The organism is Segatella bryantii (assembly GCF_022024215.1).
GTDB classification, from domain to species: Bacteria; Bacteroidota; Bacteroidia; order Bacteroidales; family Bacteroidaceae; genus Prevotella; species Prevotella bryantii.
In genome coordinates this window covers 1,602,425-1,619,621 of the sequence record NZ_CP091798.1, presented here as the reverse complement: position 1 = coordinate 1,619,621, position 17,197 = coordinate 1,602,425, and the positions used below count along the sequence as shown (strand labels likewise).

The 17,197-nt window shown below is 37.8% G+C and carries 17 protein-coding genes; 7 read left to right on the top strand and 10 right to left on the bottom strand.

Annotated features, from left to right (window positions below; all coding sequences use genetic code 11):
- Positions 1-10 precede the first annotated feature (10 nt).
- Entirely contained in the window at positions 11-2,560 is a 2,550-nt protein-coding gene (locus L6471_RS10870; RefSeq protein WP_237797318.1) for a TonB-dependent receptor, read from the bottom strand.
- A gap of 200 nt (positions 2,561-2,760) precedes the next feature.
- Here L6471_RS10870 and L6471_RS10865 point away from each other — a divergent pair, with 200 nt between their 5' ends.
- From L6471_RS10865 to udk, 3 genes are read left to right on the top strand one after another with little or no spacing between them, the layout of a single operon-like run.
- On the top strand, positions 2,761-3,795 hold the full coding sequence (locus L6471_RS10865) for an endonuclease/exonuclease/phosphatase family protein (RefSeq protein ID WP_237797317.1): 1,035 nt from the start codon (positions 2,761-2,763) through the stop codon (positions 3,793-3,795).
- 11 nt (positions 3,796-3,806) lie between these two features.
- On the top strand, positions 3,807-4,388 hold the full coding sequence (locus tag L6471_RS10860; protein WP_173652303.1) for a uracil-DNA glycosylase family protein: 582 nt from the start codon (positions 3,807-3,809) through the stop codon (positions 4,386-4,388).
- Positions 4,389-4,414: 26 nt separating this feature from the next.
- Positions 4,415-5,041 (top strand): uridine kinase, encoded by a 627-nt coding sequence (gene udk / locus L6471_RS10855; protein ID WP_027452960.1) that lies wholly within the window; start codon positions 4,415-4,417, stop codon positions 5,039-5,041.
- 71 nt (positions 5,042-5,112) lie between these two features.
- On the opposite strand, the gene L6471_RS10850 is transcribed toward udk, so the two are convergent.
- Positions 5,113-5,793, bottom strand: a complete 681-nt coding sequence (locus tag L6471_RS10850; RefSeq protein ID WP_237797316.1) for an HdeD family acid-resistance protein — start codon at positions 5,791-5,793, stop codon at positions 5,113-5,115.
- Positions 5,794-5,847: 54 nt separating this feature from the next.
- On the opposite strand from L6471_RS10850, the gene L6471_RS10845 reads away from it, so the two are divergent.
- Positions 5,848-6,363 carry a histidine phosphatase family protein gene (locus L6471_RS10845; protein ID WP_006281799.1) on the top strand — a complete coding sequence of 172 codons (516 nt, stop codon included), beginning with the start codon at positions 5,848-5,850 and terminating at the stop codon, positions 6,361-6,363.
- A 92-nt stretch (positions 6,364-6,455) separates the two neighbouring features.
- On the opposite strand, the gene L6471_RS10840 is transcribed toward L6471_RS10845, so the two are convergent.
- Positions 6,456-7,376, bottom strand: coding sequence for a hypothetical protein (locus L6471_RS10840; RefSeq protein WP_237797315.1), 921 nt, complete (start codon positions 7,374-7,376; stop codon positions 6,456-6,458).
- A 175-nt stretch (positions 7,377-7,551) separates the two neighbouring features.
- On the opposite strand from L6471_RS10840, the gene L6471_RS10835 reads away from it, so the two are divergent.
- Together L6471_RS10835 and L6471_RS10830 are read left to right on the top strand one after the other, a co-directional pair.
- Positions 7,552-9,132: a capsule assembly Wzi family protein gene (locus L6471_RS10835; RefSeq protein WP_237797314.1), complete on the top strand. Its 1,581-nt coding sequence runs from the start codon at positions 7,552-7,554 to the stop codon at positions 9,130-9,132.
- Positions 9,133-9,176: 44 nt separating this feature from the next.
- Entirely contained in the window at positions 9,177-9,593 is a 417-nt protein-coding gene (locus L6471_RS10830; RefSeq protein ID WP_051214615.1) for a lipocalin-like domain-containing protein, read from the top strand.
- A gap of 6 nt (positions 9,594-9,599) precedes the next feature.
- On the opposite strand, the gene L6471_RS10825 is transcribed toward L6471_RS10830, so the two are convergent.
- Positions 9,600-10,175, bottom strand: coding sequence for a sugar transferase (locus tag L6471_RS10825; protein WP_237797313.1), 576 nt, complete (start codon positions 10,173-10,175; stop codon positions 9,600-9,602).
- On the bottom strand, positions 10,172-11,278 hold the full coding sequence (locus L6471_RS10820; protein WP_237797312.1) for an MraY family glycosyltransferase: 1,107 nt from the start codon (positions 11,276-11,278) through the stop codon (positions 10,172-10,174). Before L6471_RS10820 ends, L6471_RS10825 begins: the two co-directional genes overlap by 4 nt.
- 162 nt (positions 11,279-11,440) lie before the next feature.
- Between L6471_RS10820 and L6471_RS10815 the strand changes: the two genes are divergently transcribed.
- A complete protein-coding gene (locus tag L6471_RS10815; protein WP_027452955.1) occupies positions 11,441-12,199 on the top strand; it encodes a glycosyltransferase family 2 protein in 759 nt (252 codons plus the stop codon).
- A 56-nt stretch (positions 12,200-12,255) separates the two neighbouring features.
- On the opposite strand, the gene L6471_RS10810 is transcribed toward L6471_RS10815, so the two are convergent.
- From L6471_RS10810 to L6471_RS10790, 5 genes are read right to left on the bottom strand one after another with little or no spacing between them, the layout of a single operon-like run.
- Positions 12,256-13,473 (bottom strand): glycosyltransferase, encoded by a 1,218-nt coding sequence (locus tag L6471_RS10810; RefSeq protein ID WP_027452954.1) that lies wholly within the window; start codon positions 13,471-13,473, stop codon positions 12,256-12,258.
- A 6-nt stretch (positions 13,474-13,479) separates the two neighbouring features.
- Positions 13,480-14,271: a polysaccharide deacetylase family protein gene (locus L6471_RS10805; protein ID WP_036857823.1), complete on the bottom strand. Its 792-nt coding sequence runs from the start codon at positions 14,269-14,271 to the stop codon at positions 13,480-13,482.
- Entirely contained in the window at positions 14,264-15,376 is a 1,113-nt protein-coding gene (locus tag L6471_RS10800; protein ID WP_237797311.1) for a glycosyltransferase, read from the bottom strand. Before L6471_RS10800 ends, L6471_RS10805 begins: the two co-directional genes overlap by 8 nt.
- Complete coding sequence (locus L6471_RS10795) at positions 15,373-16,524, bottom strand: glycosyltransferase WbsX family protein (protein ID WP_027452951.1); 1,152 nt, start codon at positions 16,522-16,524, stop codon at positions 15,373-15,375. Before L6471_RS10795 ends, L6471_RS10800 begins: the two co-directional genes overlap by 4 nt.
- Complete coding sequence (locus L6471_RS10790) at positions 16,472-17,191, bottom strand: acyltransferase (RefSeq protein ID WP_051214614.1); 720 nt, start codon at positions 17,189-17,191, stop codon at positions 16,472-16,474. Before L6471_RS10790 ends, L6471_RS10795 begins: the two co-directional genes overlap by 53 nt.
- Positions 17,192-17,197 lie beyond the last annotated feature (6 nt).

Below are 17,197 nucleotides of genomic sequence, written 5' to 3'. Positions count from 1 at the left end.
GTTGTCTTTTTTAGAATCTATAAGATATCTGGAACATACCATTAGTACCCCATGCATAGAACTTCTTAGGGTTCTTAGAGAAGCTGTAAACGCGAGCTTTGGTAGTATTGGTAGTAGTATTAATGGTGTAGTCGCTTCGGCTCTGTACATAACCACCTGTTACAAGGTGAGTATTGTTCAGGATGTTGCTGACCATCAGATTAAAGTTCAATGAACCCTTCTTCAGGCGGATGCTCTTGCCGATACTTCCGTCAACCATCCAGCCACCATGACCTCTATACTGTTCTGGTATTATGTAGTTACCATCATTATCGACATACCCCATCTTAGACATCGTGCCACCATAAAGCATATTTGGCGCATAAGACAAGTAGATGGCATCATACCAGTTGGCATTAAGGTCGATATACCAGCCATTCTGGTGGAAGCTCAAACCTGCGCTACCCATAGTAAGAGGAGTACCGTTATCGCGATAACCCTTGTTGTATACAGTCTCAGTAACGTATTTACCCTCGATAGAGTTTAAGTAAATACCATTGGCATTATTGATATACTTAGCCTCGCTTATAGTACCTAATCCCTTCAAATCAAGGAATGAAGTTAGTTTTACTTTCAAACCGAGTTCTACACCATAATATTCTTTCTCGATACCAGTCATAGAAAGATATGAGAATGAATTGATATCATCGTAGTAGAAATTCTGCCATTCAGTTACGTGGTCAAGACGGTTGTAATAGCCATTAATATTAGCCTGCAACCAACTGCCCTTATACTGATAACTAAATTCGCTGCTGAATACATGCTCGTCTTTCAAGTTGTTTACGAAGTCATTATTCATTTCAGGAGCAGCGAAAGCGGTGTTTGCTGTAGGAGCGTTCCACTCGTAGCCTATGCCCAAAGCAAGAACGTGGCCTTTACCTGCATCATAAGTGATACGACCTTTACCGCCGCCTTCCCAGAAGCGAGCTACACCACTTTTACCGTATGAGTTATCGGCAAACATACAGTTACGCATCGCACCGTTGCGCTGCATGGTTTGGAAACTTGTTTTGCCTGAAACCATCAACTGTACTCGACCTACATTAGAAGTATAACTGCTCCAAAGAGTTGCTTTGTTGTTGTAGATTCTGTAATCGTAACCGAAAACATCACCTTCCTGTACTAAAGCGCCTTTACGGTCAGCACCCATAGTGTTCAAGTCGTATTGATATTGATCGCTTAGAGCAGAGTAGTTACCTAACGCATAGCTATTTACATTGTGGAATGACGTTGCACCGAGAAGATCGTCCATTGTTTTGTAATGACGATCATTGTTAGTCTGGCCGATAATACCCAAATTCCATACAGAGTGCTTGGTATCATGTTTGGTAAGAGTAGATGCCAAGGTCATATTGAAGGCATCATTATGTTTTGCCTCCACATAATACAAAGCATCCTGACCAGTAGCAGCTGCAGACTGGTTAGCATAGTATAATTTATCCCAGTTGATTTGACGATTAGCCTTTGACAACGTAAAGAAGTTGTACGCAGAAAGCCACTGGTTATAATCATTGCCGATATTGTTGCCTCCCCATACATCATAATAACTAGAAGGAAGAGCTTTCCAATAGTCAGGCTGTGGATTTTCACTATTATTGTAATTCAAGCGTGTACCCTTATACATGCTATATTTACCAAAGAGACTTGTTACCAGTTTGGTATTGTTGTCAATGTTCCAGTCCCAAGTAAGAATAGCAGAAGGAGCGAAATCGTTGATAACGCGAGAATTACGTTTATGTCCGTTCTGATAGCCCCAGTAAGGGTTGTACTGATTGTCATTAGCGAGCCAATACATTTCGTCAGTAGAAGCACCCTGTGAAGCGCGCTCGGTAGGATTACCCCAAGTAGAGAAAGAAAGGCTATGACCATTCTTCCACATTTTCTGAACTCCAAAGAAATAAGAAAGTGAGTTGTAGAACGTACCCTCGACATAGCCCTGTTTAGCCCAGCGATAGGTTACACCTCCGGCAAAAGCCCAACCTCTAGGGTTGAAACCAGAAGCATAAGTATACATGCCACGCGCCGTATAGTTGCGATTAGCAGCAGCAATCGAAACAAAGTGACCTTCTTGCATAGAACCAGCACGGAAGTCATAATTATTACTTCCAGCTAGACTGTTAAGACCAAAATTGTTGCTTTCAAATGGAAGAGCAAATTCTACATTGCGAGTGAAGCGATTTAAACCACCCACATTAGAGAATCTGAATTGTCCTGATTCCATGTCGTTTAATGGAGCACCGTTCGCATAAACCTGATTGTACTTCTGGTTTAAAGCACGATAGCGATAACGCATAGGAGAAAACAAATAACCAGCCTGAGATGCGAATAAATTAGTGCTGGAATTTAGAATGGTCACGTTTTGTGACATATTCTCGTCCTCTCCCAATTGTGCTTCGGTGAAAGTGAATGCCTGCTCATCTAGACTCTGGGCTTGCTTTTGCTCAGTATTATTAGTGTTTTGAGCAAGCGCAACAGGAGTGTAGCAGAGAGCCATCACAGCAATCTTTACCTTGTTTTGCATATTCTAAATTTAATAAAAATTATACTTTACTGTGCAAAGTAACGAAATATATTTTAAAAAAGGAAGTGTTTTTAGTTAAATTTTTCAGTTGTTTTGGCTTTTATATCAAATTAAATCACGATATTTGCAGAATACTTTCATCATATGTAAGTTAAGGAAGTTAGTAAGGTTAAAATTTTGGATAAACATTTTTAGCATTAATGAAAAAGAATATTCTTTTGTTGGCAGCTTGGTTTATGGCTTGCCTCACTGTATCTGCTCAGAAATCGTTTGTAGGTTATGCTATCGGTTTCTATAATCAAGAAAACTTGTTTGATACTTGTCATGATGAAGGCAAGAATGACTATGAGTATTTACCTGACAAGGGCTGGAATGGTCTTAAATATTCGAATAAATTGAAGAATATGGCTCAGGTACTTTCTGAAATGGGAACAGATGTAATTCCTGTAGGGTGTGCTGCGATTGGTCTTGCTGAAGTAGAAAACGATAATGTGCTTAAAGATTTAGTAGCTCAGCCAGCTTTGGCAAAGCGCGGTTTCAACTTTGTGCATATTGAGGGACCAGATCGTCGAGGTATCGATTGTGCCTTATTGTATAATCCTCAGTTATTTCAAGTAAGAAATGTAAAATTAGTTCCTTATGTTCAGGAATTAAAAAAAGACAGTGCCTTTTACACCCGTGGCTTCCTTACTGTAAGTGGAACTTTGGCGAATGAGCATGTTACGATTATTGTATGTCATTTACCAAGTCGTTTCAGTGCCAGTTTCTATCGTGAGAGTGGTGCACGCCAGATAAAAGTTGTTAAAGACTCTTTGCTTCGTGAAGATCCTACCTGCAAGGTTATCGTGATGGGCGATATGAATGATGATCCTGAAGATGCGAGCATGTATAAAGAGTTGGCTGCTAAGGAAAATATTAATAAGGTAAAGGCTGACGAGATGTTCAATCCTTGGTATAATGTACATCAGTCTGGCACTGGTACATTAAGTTATCAAGGTGCCTGGAACCTTTTCGATCAGATTATTCTGAGTCCAACTTTGATCAATCAGAACGGTAGCAAGGATTATTCTACACTAAAGTATTGGAAGAATCAGATTTTCCGTCGTGATTATATGTTCCAGACAGAAGGAAAGTATAAAGGTTCGCCAAAGCGTACTACAGCAGGTGGTGTTTGGCTTAATGGTTATAGCGATCACCTCCCAACAGTAGTCTATCTTTTGAAGGAGAAGAAGTAATGCCTACAGAAATGCCGATAGAGACCCATCCCTTTGAACCGTGGCTACCTAAGAATGCTCGGTTATTGATGTTGGGTACTTTCCCTCCTTCACCCAAGCGGTGGTGTATGGATTGGTATTATCCCAACTTCATGAATGATATGTGGCGAATCTTCGGCATTTGTTTTTTTGACGACAAACAGTATTTTATCGTTCCAGGTGAAAAGCGTTTTGCGCTCGAAAAAATAAAAACGTTCCTTGAAGAGAAGCGAGTTGCCATTTTTGATACAGCTCTTCGTATTCGTCGTACTAAAGGAACCGCATCCGATAAAGATTTGGAAATTGTTGAGCCAGCTGATTTAGACAGCATGCTTCGTGCTTTACCCGATTGTAGAGGTGTATTGACAGCAGGTCAGCTGGCAACCCAAATATTTACAGAACATTATGGTATAACAGCTGCCAAGAAAATGAAAATGGGCAGTTATGTTGAATTTCAGTTTGAAGGTAGGTCTCTGCGTTTGTATCGCATGCCAAGCAGTAGTAGGGCTTATCCGATGGCAACCGAGAAAAAGGCAGAATATTATCAGCGTATGTTTGATGATCTGCTGAAGTAACAAAAAAAATAATCAATAAATAGAGAATGGAAGATAATGTAACTATTATTGGAATTGCAGGTGGAACTGGTAGTGGCAAGACTACTGTCGTGAAAAAGATAGTAGAGGCTTTGCCTCCACATTATGTAGCAGTAGTTCCACTTGATTCGTATTACAATGATACGACACATATGACAGAAGAAGAGCGTCACGCTATTAATTTTGATCATCCAGATGCCTTCGACTGGAAGTTATTGACCAAGCAAATCAATGAACTCCGTCTTGGACATGCGATAGAGCAGCCTACATATTCATATTTGCAGTGTAATCGTCTTCCTGAAACTATCCATGTAGAGCCAAAGCCAGTTATTATTATAGAAGGTATTATGACTCTCTTGAATAAGAAATTACGTGAAATCATGGATCTCAAGATATTTGTAGATTGCGATCCTGATGAACGCCTTATTCGTAATATTCAGCGAGATACAATAGATCGTGGCCGCACTGTTAGTATGGTTGTAGAACGCTATTTACAGGTGCTCAAACCGATGCATGAGCAGTTTATTGAGCCAACCAAGCGCTATGCCGATTTGATAATCCCTCAGGGAGGTGAGAATATTAAAGGTATAGGTATACTATGTAAATATATCGAAGGACTGGTTCCTGCAATATAAAAAAGAAGAGCGCCCTCAACACAAGAGGGCGCTCTTTGTAATGGTGAGTTGGTATAACGCTAATTCTATATCTACTCGAAATCTTTTTCTGATAGTTCTTCGTTGGTCTTCTGCTCACGGTTAGAATTTGTATGAGTATCTTCAGCAGAAGATGTCGTGGTTGGTGTTGCATGCTGATTTGCAAAAGTTCTCTTTATCTGATGTATTTTGATGGCGTTGATACATTCGATAACCCCATAAAGCAGCATACTCCATCCGATGATTACCAATGGAGTCTCTGCAGATTCCAGCGGATTAACCATAATAAAGATACCTATTAGAAGAATGATGCTAGGTATAATCCACCAGAAAAGACCGATTTGAGCGAACTTATTGGCAGAAGCAAGGTTGGCAAACATGTTAATGGCACCTAAGATGAGAATAGATGCTAGAATGTACATCAGTCCGATAATAAATGTACTAGGCATAACCGTGAGAATACCACCTAATACGAGACTGCCGATGCCTACTATAGGAAAGGTAGGTTTTCTGTTGATGATCAAATTGCCATTGCTGTCGAATACCTGTATATCTTCATCTTGGTGTTTGATAGCGCTGTAATAAGAAACGACCGAAATCAAACCGGAGATGAGGAAGATAATACCGATAGCTATCATGAGCCAGTGCATCATTTCTTGGCGATATTGAATAAGCAGAATACCCACGATAATAGCACAAATACTTCGAAAATATGAACTTTGTAATGCTTTCATAGAAAATATATTTTTCTGCAAAGATAATAAATTATTTAAGATATTAAACGAATTATGACAACATTATATCTAGTAAGGCATGGTGAGACTTATGACAATGCCAACCATGTTATGCAAGGGCAAACCCCAGGCGAACTTAATGAAAATGGAATAGCTCAGGCTGAATCTGTGAGCCATCAGATGGCAGACAAGGAAATCGACGTATTTGTCTCTAGTGACTTACATCGCTCTGTGCAAACGTGTGAAATCATAGCAGCTCCTCACCATGCTCAGGTAGAGCAGATACCACTATTGCGTGAACGAGATTGGGGAAGTTTCACGGGTAAGTACATTCCTAATTTGCAAAATGTCAAACCAGAGGAATGGCCAGAGGATATAGAAAGTATACCCCGTCTGAAATCTCGAGCTACCAATTTTCTGACCTATATTAAAACAACTTATCCTGATAAAGTCGTGTTAGCTGTAGGCCATGGCATTATCAACAAAGCTATTCAAAGCGTCTACTACAAAAAGCCGATGAATGAAATTAAACCGATGACCAATGCAGAAGTACGTATTCTCATTTTATAGCATTGGGATATTAATCAAGAAGACACCTTGCTGAATTTAATCTGCAAGATGTCTTCTTCAATTATCCTATTTAGTCTTTTTAACCTTATATCTTATCTGTGTCCGCCGCCCAAGCTTGATCTCTCAGTGTGACCCTTGCTTGAACTTTCGCTAGAAGAGCGACTACTACCGATATTGCTGTTAACTCTACTTCCTCCGAATGAACCACTTCTTACCGTAGAACCGCCAAAGGAGCGATTTGCATTAGAACGATTTTCATTAGAGCGGTTACTAAAGTTTCCATAATTACGGTTAGTATTGCGCTCGATACCTCTAGTAACAGTAGACCTTGTGCTACTTTCACGATTGCCAAATCGTCCATTTCTGTTATCTAAAGACGGATTACTCCGATTATTATTGTTCGTTAATCCTCCGAACGAACGGTTTGCATTACTTCTATTATTACGATTCGTACTGATATGGTCACGTGTGTCAAAGTGTTGTCCACGTCCGTATTTACCATTATTCCATCCATCCCTCATGCCAACATGGGTGACTCTGTCGTGATGTCTCCAGGTACGGTTAGCATACCAAGAACGTCCTCCATTATGTCGCCAACTGTGTCCACCTCGATAAACGACATAGACTCTTGGACGACCAAAGTAGAAGTAGTTACGATGTGGATATCGTGCGTAAATTCTGAAGTGCCAATAACCGCCATCCCAATAAATAGGGCGATAGAAGTATAGGCAATTGAGGAAAGCGCGATACTGCCAGTCGAGTAATACATATTGCAAATCTAAATTTCGCTGATTCCAATATACACCAAAAAGATTGTCGTAGCTATCGATGCTCATCAGATAATCCAGATTGATTTCATAGGCAGCTTCGTACTGCTCATCAGTCAGATTAAGTTCATATGCCATCTTATCAGTTAAGAATAATGCTTCGTCACGTGCCTGATTGTAACTCATGGCGCTAGCAGAAACTGTTATGGTCAACAGTGCTATCAAGGCTATAATCATCTTTTTCATATTCGTGAGATTTAATTGTTTCTATTATTTTATCCTGATGCAAAGATATGAAGTCTGTTTAGTATTATGGGGGGAATATCCCTAAATCGATAAGGGAAAATCCCTATGTCTTTAAAATAATAACGAGACAATAACGTTATATATTATAAAATTGGTTGTTGTAAAAAAGTTAAAAATGAAAATAGGATACGCTATCCTTATTGCAAGTATTAGTAGCCCGTTTCCGTTATATGCTCAATATGCTTGGCAGGAGGAGACTGATAGAGAAGCATTGCAGTTAAATCAGAACATTACTTATAAGCTCGAGATGCAGAGCTCCTTTTCAAATCACGAAACACCATTATGGCTAAATGCTAATAAATATGGACTAAGCTCATTAGATAAATATAATGGCTATTTACGTGGAAGCCTTACTCGACCACTTCAAACTGATTCTGCTCGCCGATGGGGTATAGGATATGGGGTCGATGTGGCAGTACCCATACATTATACCAGTAAATTTGTTCTTCAGCAAGCTTATGTTGAGGCTCGCTGGCTTCATGGTACACTTACAGTTGGTGCCAAAGAGTATCCTATGGAGTTGAAGAATAATAGTCTGAGCAGTGGATCGCAGACATTAGGTATTAATGCTCGCCCAGTGCCACAAGTAAGGTTAGCCCTGCCAGAGTATTGGACAATTCCAGCTTTAGGCCGATGGCTTCATATCAAGGGACATATCGCTTATGGTAAATTCACGGATAGCAATTGGCAGCAAGAATTTTCTACAAGTTCTTATCATTATGCTACAGGAGCCTATTATCATAGTAAAGCAGGTTATTTGAAAATAGGCAGTCCTGAGCGTTTTTGTCCTTGGTCATTTGAAATAGGATTAGAAATGGCTGCCCAGTTTGGTGGAAATTGTTATAATGCTAATAATTCGTACAGTTCAGCACCTGTAACAGCTCCTCATGGGTTAAGAGATTTTTGGCATGCTTTTGTGCCTGGGGGGCAGGATGCCGCAGATGGAGAGTATGGTAATGTAGAAGGTAATCAGCTAGGCAGTTGGGTAGCTCGTTTGATGTACGATTCTGATTCTTGGATGTGGTCTTTATATGCCGATCATTTTTTTGAAGATCATTCCCAGATGTTTCTTCTTGATTATGATGGATATGGTGATGGTCCAGACTATATGGAAAAGCAGCATTCACGCTTCTATCTTTATAAGCTCAAAGATATGATGCTGGGTACCGAACTTCAATTTAAATTTGGAACTTGGCTTCGAGGACTTGTTTTCGAATATATTTATACCAAATATCAGAGTGGACCATATAATCATGATCGAACCTATAACATAGCAGATCATTTAGCAGGTCAAGACGATTATTACAATCACAGTTTCTATTCCGGATGGCAACATTGGGGGCAAGTGATGGGCAATCCTTTGTATCGATCACCACTTTATAATACAGACGGGAGTATTCGTGTAGAGAACAATCGTTTTTGGGCTTTACATTTGGGAATCAATGGTAAGCCAAGTGAGCGATTAGATTATCGCTTATTAGCAACATTTCAAGAAGGTTTTGGTACTTATAGTGACCCATATACCCGTAAACGTCATAATGTGAGCACTATGCTTGAAGCTACCTATCATTTCAATCATAATTGGCATCTCAAGGGAGCCTATGGTATGGATTTTGGCAGTATTTTAGGTGAAAATACAGGTTTTCAGTTAACGATATCTAAAACAGGAGTTTTACATTTTAAAAAGCGTCAGTAATCGTGAAACGTATAAAATATAATTTGACAGGAATTTTATTTCTAATGATGAGTGCAGTCATCTGCTCCTCATGCACGTTAGAAACAAGTGATAATGGTGATTTAGATGGTTTTTGGCATTTAGAAGCAATAGATACTCTTGCCACAGGTGGGCATCACGATTTAAGCGACCAAAAACTGTTTTGGGGCGTGGAGCATAAGCTCATTGCGCTTCAAGGAAGTGATTTCAGATTTTATTTTCGATTTACATATACCGGCGATAGTTTGAAACTCTCTTCACCTTATATCAATCATTGGCACCAGGATAAGGAGGATGGAGGTGATATACCTGTTGATGATCCTGAGATACTACGCCCTTATGGTATTCAGAATTTAGAAGAGAACTTTGCAGTAGAGGCTCTAAGTGGTTCTAAAATGATATTACGCTCAAAAGAATTGAAACTATATTTTACTAATTTCTAGTTATCGCTAGAATTTTTTTCCACTAATGATATTGGTAAAGGTCTTGAGCAATATCTTGCAATCGAACCACCAGCAGTGATGTTCCAAATAGTACAAATCTAGCTCCAGTCTTCTAAGCATTTTCTCTATGGTATCTGTATATCCATTATACAAAGTAGCATAAGAAGTTACTCCTGGTCGTATCTTGTACAATTGAGTATATCGGGCATCTCTTTCTAAGATTTGATTAATATAGTATTTTCGTTCCGGTCTAGGTCCGATAAAAGCCATGTCGCCTTTTATGACATTCCACAGTTGAGGAAGTTCATCCAAATGGTGATTTCTTAGGAATTTGCCCACATGAGTTAGGCGTGGATCGCCTTCGATATCCAGTAATTGAGGTTCTCCATGTTCTTCTGCATCCATTCGCATACTTCTAAATTTATAAATCATGAAAGGTTCACCATGTAAACCAATTCTTTCTTGGCTATAGATTACGGGAAGCCCGTCCTCCATACGAATGGCAAGAGCAATAACAGCAAGTAGGGGTGAAAATAATACGAGGCATATTATGGCCAAAATGCAATCTATAGCACGTTTCATATAGCGCATTCCTCCTTCAATTTATGCTGATAAACAGTTCCAATGATCAAATGTAGCCCCGTATAAAGAGCAATATCTGTTAAAAAGACGTATGTAAACCCGATAATAGGGAATAGAAGCATGTTAATAGCGATAAAAGCTAAGGCAAGGCCAAGAATAGTGATGAGAGTCTGGTGCATCGTCAATCCGAGATTCATTAATCTGTGATGAATATGGTTCTTATCAGCATCAAAGATTGGCCGATGATAGCGAAGTCGGTATATAATAATACGAGCGACGTCAAAAGTAGGTATCAACAATAGGGAAACGGCTATATTCATGCGTGTTGGGTCAAAGGCCATTACCAATCGATTGTCCATAGAGAGTTTAACAAAGAGGAAACTTAGGATAAACCCTAAAGTTAAACTGCCACTATCCCCCATAAAAATTTTCCGATTGTTTTTGCTTTTGCCAAACAAATTAAAGTACAAGTAAGGAACTAATACCCCCATAAGACCAGCTATCAGAATACAATATACAACGAGTCCTTCTTCCATGAAGGTTAGCAAGAATCCGCCCAAAGCAATTTCTGAAAGACCAGCACATAATCCATCGATACCATCAATAAGGTTCATGGAATTACAGATGAAAACAATGATAAAGATGGTTAGAGGCACCCCCACCCAATAGGAAATCTCATGGATACCAAAGAGACCATACATATTATTGATATATAGGCCAGCCAGTGGTAGTAGGCTTGCCGAAATGATTTGCACGACGAATTTGATATTTGCACTCAATCCTATGAGATCGTCCACGATACCTACAGAATAAATCAAAAGTAGACCGATAAAAAAGTAAATCGACCAAAGACTAATCTGAATCGTTCCTTTTCCAAACTGACTGTTAAAAACAAACAGAGCAATAATGAATGATAAAAGCATACTAGGCATAAAGGAAATGCCTCCCAAGCGAGGTACTAAGTTCTTGTGTACCTTGCGAGAATCTGGTATATCGTATAAGTTTTTGTCTTTACAATAGTTTAGTATTTCAGGTATTGCGATGAATCCGCATATGGCGCTTAGTAGAAAAGCTCCTATTATTAATGTGATGTATAAGGTCATGCGTTTAAATTAATATATATTATAAACTATAGAAGCGATTATTTATTGTCTTGCGTATAATAAAAAATAAAAAAATCTGTTTTAAAGATAAAAGTATAATTACTTTTGTGCAGTAAAAGTTAGCAATTACTAACTTATTGATTTTAGTACTTGGTGTATTATATGAAAGTATCGATCATAACAGTTACATATAATAGTGCGAATACATTAACTGATACGATTCAGTCTGTATTGGCTCAAACTTATCGTGATATTGAGTATATTATTATTGATGGTGGTTCTAAAGATAGTACTTTAGATATTGTTCGTCAATATGAATCCGATTTTGAAGGTCGACTTAAATGGATATCAGAAAGTGACAAAGGCATTTATGATGCTATGAATAAAGGTATTCGTTTGGCAACGGGCGATGTTGTTGGAATATTGAATTCTGACGATTTCTATACTAGTCCTAATGTGGTAAATCAATTGGTTCGCTATTTTGATAATTCGGATATAGATGCTGTTTATGGTGATATCCATTTTGTTAACAGTAACTGTTTAGAGAAGTGTGTGCGTTATTATTCTTCTCGTAGATTTCATCCTCGTTGGTTGCGTTTTGGTTTTATGCCTGCTCATCCTTCTTTTTATCTTAAAAAAGAGATATATGACAAGGTTGGGGGATATAAGTTGGATTATAAAATAGGTTCTGATTATGAAATGATGGTTCGTCTTTTTCATTGCTATAAAATAAAGAGCACTTATATCCCTATGGATTTTGTGACGATGAGAACAGGCGGTGCTAGCACCAAGGATATTAATAGCCGAATAACTCTAGTTAAAGAAGATGTACGTGCTTGTCGTGAAAATAATATGTATACAAACTCATTTATGATCAGCTTAAAATTTTTATATAAAATATTTGAGATCAAATGGTTCTGATTGTATTTTTGATTTTTCTAAAAGTGCAAAAAATATATTCTTTTGTTTGCTGATTTTTATTTTTTTATCAACTTTTCATACAATTCAATGTAGTCGCGGAAGCGCTTATCTTGGTCAAAATAGTCTTCTGCACGCTTTCTGCATTTTTGTCGAAAAATTAGGCGTTTTTTTTGAGAGATGTTGATGATGCTTTGCTTTACTTCTTCGATATTTCCTTTTGTGCAGACTATTCCTGTTTCTGGAGTTATGGCTTCCTGACTTCCGCCTGTGTTATAAGTTATTACTGGAGTTCCACATGCCATGGCTTCCAAATTTGTTGTTGGAAAATTGTCTTCCCTGGTCAAGTTCACATAGACGTTTGCTGCAGAGTAAAGCTGTGATAACTCTTCTTGGTTTTCTGTTCGTTTAATACCGATTATGCCTGAAGATAATTGTTTAAGTTCTTTATCTTTGAGACCAACTAAGATGATAGTGTAACTATCATCTAGAAGTTGCCTAAGCTGAATAAAGTCATCCAGCCCCTTACGATACCAGTTGGAGGCAACACCTAATATAATTATCTTTGATGTTGGAATATTATATTTCGCTCGTATGTTCTGCTCGTTCTTTTGAGGAATAAATTTATGTAAATCAATACCGTTGTATATGTTTACGATAGATTGATTTTTGAAGAATGACTTTTTTGTATCATTTTCTAACCATTTACTGACTGTAACTAAGGTGAGGTTTGGTACGGATAGAAAATATTTACGTTTATTTTCGAAATTTTGATATGATCGGTCCATTAGAATACTTTTAGGATAGTTGGATTTAAGAGGACATTCTTTGCAATGGGTCTGCCATTTTTTACAATCGACAAACATATAGTGAGCACAATGTCCTGTAAATGTCCAACAATCATGTAAAGTCCATACTACGGGTCGATTGTACTGCTTAAGAAACTCGAACAGTATTGGATAATTTATATAGTAGCCATGAATGTTGTGAAGATGAATCAAGTCTGGCTTTACTTTTTGGATATATGCAATAAGTTGTTTTGTTGGGTGTTTGGAAAGAAGACCTTGATTATCAAAAATTCTTGATATGACACCATGTAATCGTTCATCCCAATCGCTTCCTATGCGGTATAGCTTTGATTGGCTTGGGTTCATCCATCGACCATAGGCAATATAGCTTTGCCAACCTTTCTCTTGAATCTGTAGGCCTATACCTTCAGCAATTCTTCCATGAGATCCCCAATTGGCTGTTATATTTATTTGTAGAATTTTTATCATTATTATTTAGTAGGATTTATGACAACTTAAAAAATATTTTACGTGTTGTATAGGCCAAAATGGCTCAAAATGTCGTCGGTTAATAACTTTTCCGTCAAAAGAAAAATAGTGTTTATAATCAGATTGTGAGAAAATATGTTTGTATGTTTCGGATGCAATGGTAATTGAAAGTTCGTTGGCCTGGGACAGACGACCATATGGGAATGCAAAAAAGTCACATGGTTTTCCAATATGTGATTCGATGCTGTTTTTGCATGTTTTTATCTGATATTCCAGCACATTGACATCATCCGAATTTATCATGAAATGATCCATGGTATGAGCACCAATGATATGCCCCCTTTGTGCTAATTCCTGTAGGTGAGACCATCGCATCGGACGTTTGTGTGAAGTTAGAACGGTGTTCTCATTAAAATTTGCAATGTAGGTATCATCGCCTTCTACATAGTTAGGATTAACAAAGAAAAGTGCATTGATACCATATTTTTCTAGGGTTGGTGCAAAAACATTATACCCTTCCATAAAGCCGTCATCAAATGTAAAGGCGACTTTAGGTCTTGTTGGCCTTTCATGGTTCTCTATCATTTTTACAGCATCTTCAATTTTTATGAAGTCTACTATTTGTGATAATTCTTTCAGTAAATGTTCGAATGTTTTAGGTTGTGCTTCTTGCTGTATGCGATGTCCATTCAAAATATGAATTCCAGGTGCGGGAATCGCATAAGATCCTAATATGTTTAAAATTTGACTTCTAAAAAAGGAGCGTATTTTAAAATGTAATGTTTTTGTTTCATCCATAAATCACTTGCTTTAAAACATCAATTTGATGGTGTATATTCCATTTGTTGTCTATTTCTTCAAATGCTTTTTTTCTAGTTATTTCTCGTTCTGATGGTGTTTGTTGAATCCATTTTTTAACTTTTCTTACCAGATCGTCCAATTGATTTTGTTCAAAAAAATCACCTGTAAGACCAGGTCGTATGGCTTCAAATTCAGGCATTTGATGTGGAAAATTACCATGGGTAATGGCAGGACATCCAAAGGAGAGGGCGTGAATGGCCGTAAGTCCTATGTTTCCAGGAGATACACATACAGTGGCATTATAAAAGAGCTCACCTATTTTTCTGTCGTCATAGCAAGGGCCATACATCCAAAGTTGGTTTTCTACACCTTGTTTTTTTGCATAATCCTGTAAATTTACGCCATCTATATCTTTGCCGACAATTACTAAATTAGTTTTGATGTTGTCCAAATTGAGGACTTTTACGCAATCGACTAGCATCTCTAATTTTTTTCGTTTCTGAATACGTCCACAATAGATAATTGTGGGATTTGTATTTTTGAAATGGAATGCATAAATGTCGGTAGAATGTAAGTTCTTTCTGACGAATAATTCCTTGTCCGAATCCAGTGAATTGGCTATACAAAACATTTTTTTTCTGTCAAATCCAAGTCCTTCCATAAGGTTAATAGAATATTCGTTATAGAGCATTAATTTGCTGAAGAGTGAAAAAAATGTTTTTTTGATGACTTTTTTTATACCTGTTTCTCGTCCATACCATCCATGAGACCAGCATATAGTTTTTTTACCTTTTAGTTTGGCCAATAGGAGTATACACCAAGAAGATAGGCAGAAAGGTTCACCATCAAGGATATAATATTGATAGTTCTTATTAATAAGACGAATCGAGCCTTTTTGCCAATAAAATGGTCCCCAAAAAATGTTGTGGAGAGTTCCACGGTAGCCATCTAATTCCTTGTATTCGAATGTCTTAAGAGGGGATTTTATCTTATCTCCTAAATAGTAAGAACAATCAAAATTCTTTTCAATATGTGAAAAAATAGGAAGTCTATAATGTGCTCCTATATTTGTGATAAAACAAATGTAATGATTATTACTCATAAATTGATAGCATTAGCAATGGCTTGAAGCCACCCATGACCATATTTTTCATCCGGTTCTACATAGTTACCTTCACCCCATTCATTCCATGATCTTAGGAAAAGTATTTTGTGCTCATCTTCTTTATTCTGAATTACACGAATCGCATTTTCTATGTGCTTTTGGAACGTTTTGGGTGTAGCATTCACATATACACCTTCATGTTTGCCTACTCGAGCGGTTCTATCCCATTGTGGCATAATGGTAGGAAACACGTTTTCCCAGTTATCTTCTGGTGCAAAGAAGTATTTTACCACATTAGGATAATCAAATTGCATGGTTGGCAGGAAACTGAGATGTTTATGGATGTAAAGGTTGAAGATGCGTTTCCATTTTCCTTCAGCTATCATTTCTGCGCGTGATTTACCCCAAGAGTTAATGCCATCAAAACCAAGGGCCAAAAAGTCATTGTATACTTCTTTGCTGGATTCTAGGTTTGGTAAAACTCTTTTCAGAGTTCCATTTTCATTGCGCTTGATAGTGGTGGTATTGTTACCCATAGCAACAAAGAAAATCCCTGGAAGATCTTCTTTTTGGGCTAGTTCTCTCCAAGTTTGTATGAATTTTTTTACATCAGGGAAATGATAAGGATCATATATAACAAAGAGTGGTTTACCGTCGATGGTGATATATCGATGATCTTTGAAAGCTGGAAGCAAACTATAAAAGTGCTGAATGTAATCTTCTACACCAGGATAAAGTTGCTCAGCTATCATGATATTTTTCCCTTTTCCATTTTTCCACGATCGGGTAGACCAATTATGGTTAGCCCAACAAACACAAAATGGAAAATCGGGCTTACCTGAATCTACAACTTCTTGGAATGGGCGATGTAGTAATTGCTTGCCATTTCCCATCCAATAGTGCCAATAACAAAAGCCTTCAATACCTGCTTCTCGGGCCAGTTTGGCTTGTTGTTCTCTAATTTCAGGAAGTCTTAAATCATAAAAGCCTAGGTCTAGTGGTAATTTTGGCTGGTAATGGCCTTTAAAGAATGGCTTAGCTTTTACCACATTATTCCATTCGGTGAATCCTGCTCCCCAATATTTGTCATTTTCAGGTATTGGATGAAATTGGGGAAGGTAGTTTGCTATTATTCTTGCTTTCATTATTTTTTGTTTGACTTATTTTAAACGAGTTTTTTAAACTTTTATTATTCTTTTGTGCAATGATTTTTGCGGGTGTTCCTGCTACAACTGTATATGCAGGAATACTATGGGTTACTACGCTGTTTGCTCCTACGATAACACCTTCTCCAATTGTCACTCCTGGTAGTATGCAAACATTATTGCCAAGCCACACATTATTGCCAATGATCACAGGCCCTTTGCTCACAATCGGTCGTTTGTCTGGTATTATGTATAGGGATTTTTGAGTGGTGTCTCCATGAGAATTATCTGTAATGAACACATTTGTACCTGTTAATACACCATTTCCAATGGAAATGTGATTGGTACAAGTGATATGTGCTCCTCTTCGAATCATACAATGATTTCCGATGTCTATACAGGGTTGGTTGCCTTGAATAGACCACGCTGTGAGTTGAAGGTCGGGTTCTATCAAGGTGTGATCTCCGATACTGATATGGTTTAGTCCTTTTAAGTGGTATGGCTTCCACATGATGACGGAATCTCCGAATTCTTGAAATCTATTTTTTAGATATCCAGTATAGATTCTGTTTCTGCTTGATATATATACTTGATATATAACTTCTATGTGAAGAAGGGATAGAGCCTTTCCTATTGCATAGAGAATTCTGTAAATAAATTGTTTCATATTGTT

Excerpts from the sequence above, each read along its gene's own strand:
- L6471_RS10870 (WP_237797318.1), bottom strand. The coding sequence starts at position 2,560 with ATGCAAAACAAGGTAAAGATTGCTGTGATGGCTCTCTGCTACACTCCT.
- L6471_RS10865 (WP_237797317.1), top strand. The coding sequence starts at position 2,761 with ATGAAAAAGAATATTCTTTTGTTGGCAGCTTGGTTTATGGCTTGCCTC.
- L6471_RS10860 (WP_173652303.1), top strand. The coding sequence starts at position 3,807 with ATGCCGATAGAGACCCATCCCTTTGAACCGTGGCTACCTAAGAATGCT.
- udk (WP_027452960.1), top strand. The coding sequence starts at position 4,415 with ATGGAAGATAATGTAACTATTATTGGAATTGCAGGTGGAACTGGTAGT.
- L6471_RS10850 (WP_237797316.1), bottom strand. The coding sequence starts at position 5,793 with ATGAAAGCATTACAAAGTTCATATTTTCGAAGTATTTGTGCTATTATC.
- L6471_RS10845 (WP_006281799.1), top strand. The coding sequence starts at position 5,848 with ATGACAACATTATATCTAGTAAGGCATGGTGAGACTTATGACAATGCC.
- L6471_RS10840 (WP_237797315.1), bottom strand. The coding sequence starts at position 7,376 with ATGAAAAAGATGATTATAGCCTTGATAGCACTGTTGACCATAACAGTT.
- L6471_RS10835 (WP_237797314.1), top strand. The coding sequence starts at position 7,552 with ATGAAAATAGGATACGCTATCCTTATTGCAAGTATTAGTAGCCCGTTT.
- L6471_RS10830 (WP_051214615.1), top strand. The coding sequence starts at position 9,177 with ATGATGAGTGCAGTCATCTGCTCCTCATGCACGTTAGAAACAAGTGAT.
- L6471_RS10825 (WP_237797313.1), bottom strand. The coding sequence starts at position 10,175 with ATGAAACGTGCTATAGATTGCATTTTGGCCATAATATGCCTCGTATTA.
- L6471_RS10820 (WP_237797312.1), bottom strand. The coding sequence starts at position 11,278 with ATGACCTTATACATCACATTAATAATAGGAGCTTTTCTACTAAGCGCC.
- L6471_RS10815 (WP_027452955.1), top strand. The coding sequence starts at position 11,441 with ATGAAAGTATCGATCATAACAGTTACATATAATAGTGCGAATACATTA.
- L6471_RS10810 (WP_027452954.1), bottom strand. The coding sequence starts at position 13,473 with ATGATAAAAATTCTACAAATAAATATAACAGCCAATTGGGGATCTCAT.
- L6471_RS10805 (WP_036857823.1), bottom strand. The coding sequence starts at position 14,271 with ATGGATGAAACAAAAACATTACATTTTAAAATACGCTCCTTTTTTAGA.
- L6471_RS10800 (WP_237797311.1), bottom strand. The coding sequence starts at position 15,376 with ATGAGTAATAATCATTACATTTGTTTTATCACAAATATAGGAGCACAT.
- L6471_RS10795 (WP_027452951.1), bottom strand. The coding sequence starts at position 16,524 with ATGAAAGCAAGAATAATAGCAAACTACCTTCCCCAATTTCATCCAATA.
- L6471_RS10790 (WP_051214614.1), bottom strand. The coding sequence starts at position 17,191 with ATGAAACAATTTATTTACAGAATTCTCTATGCAATAGGAAAGGCTCTA.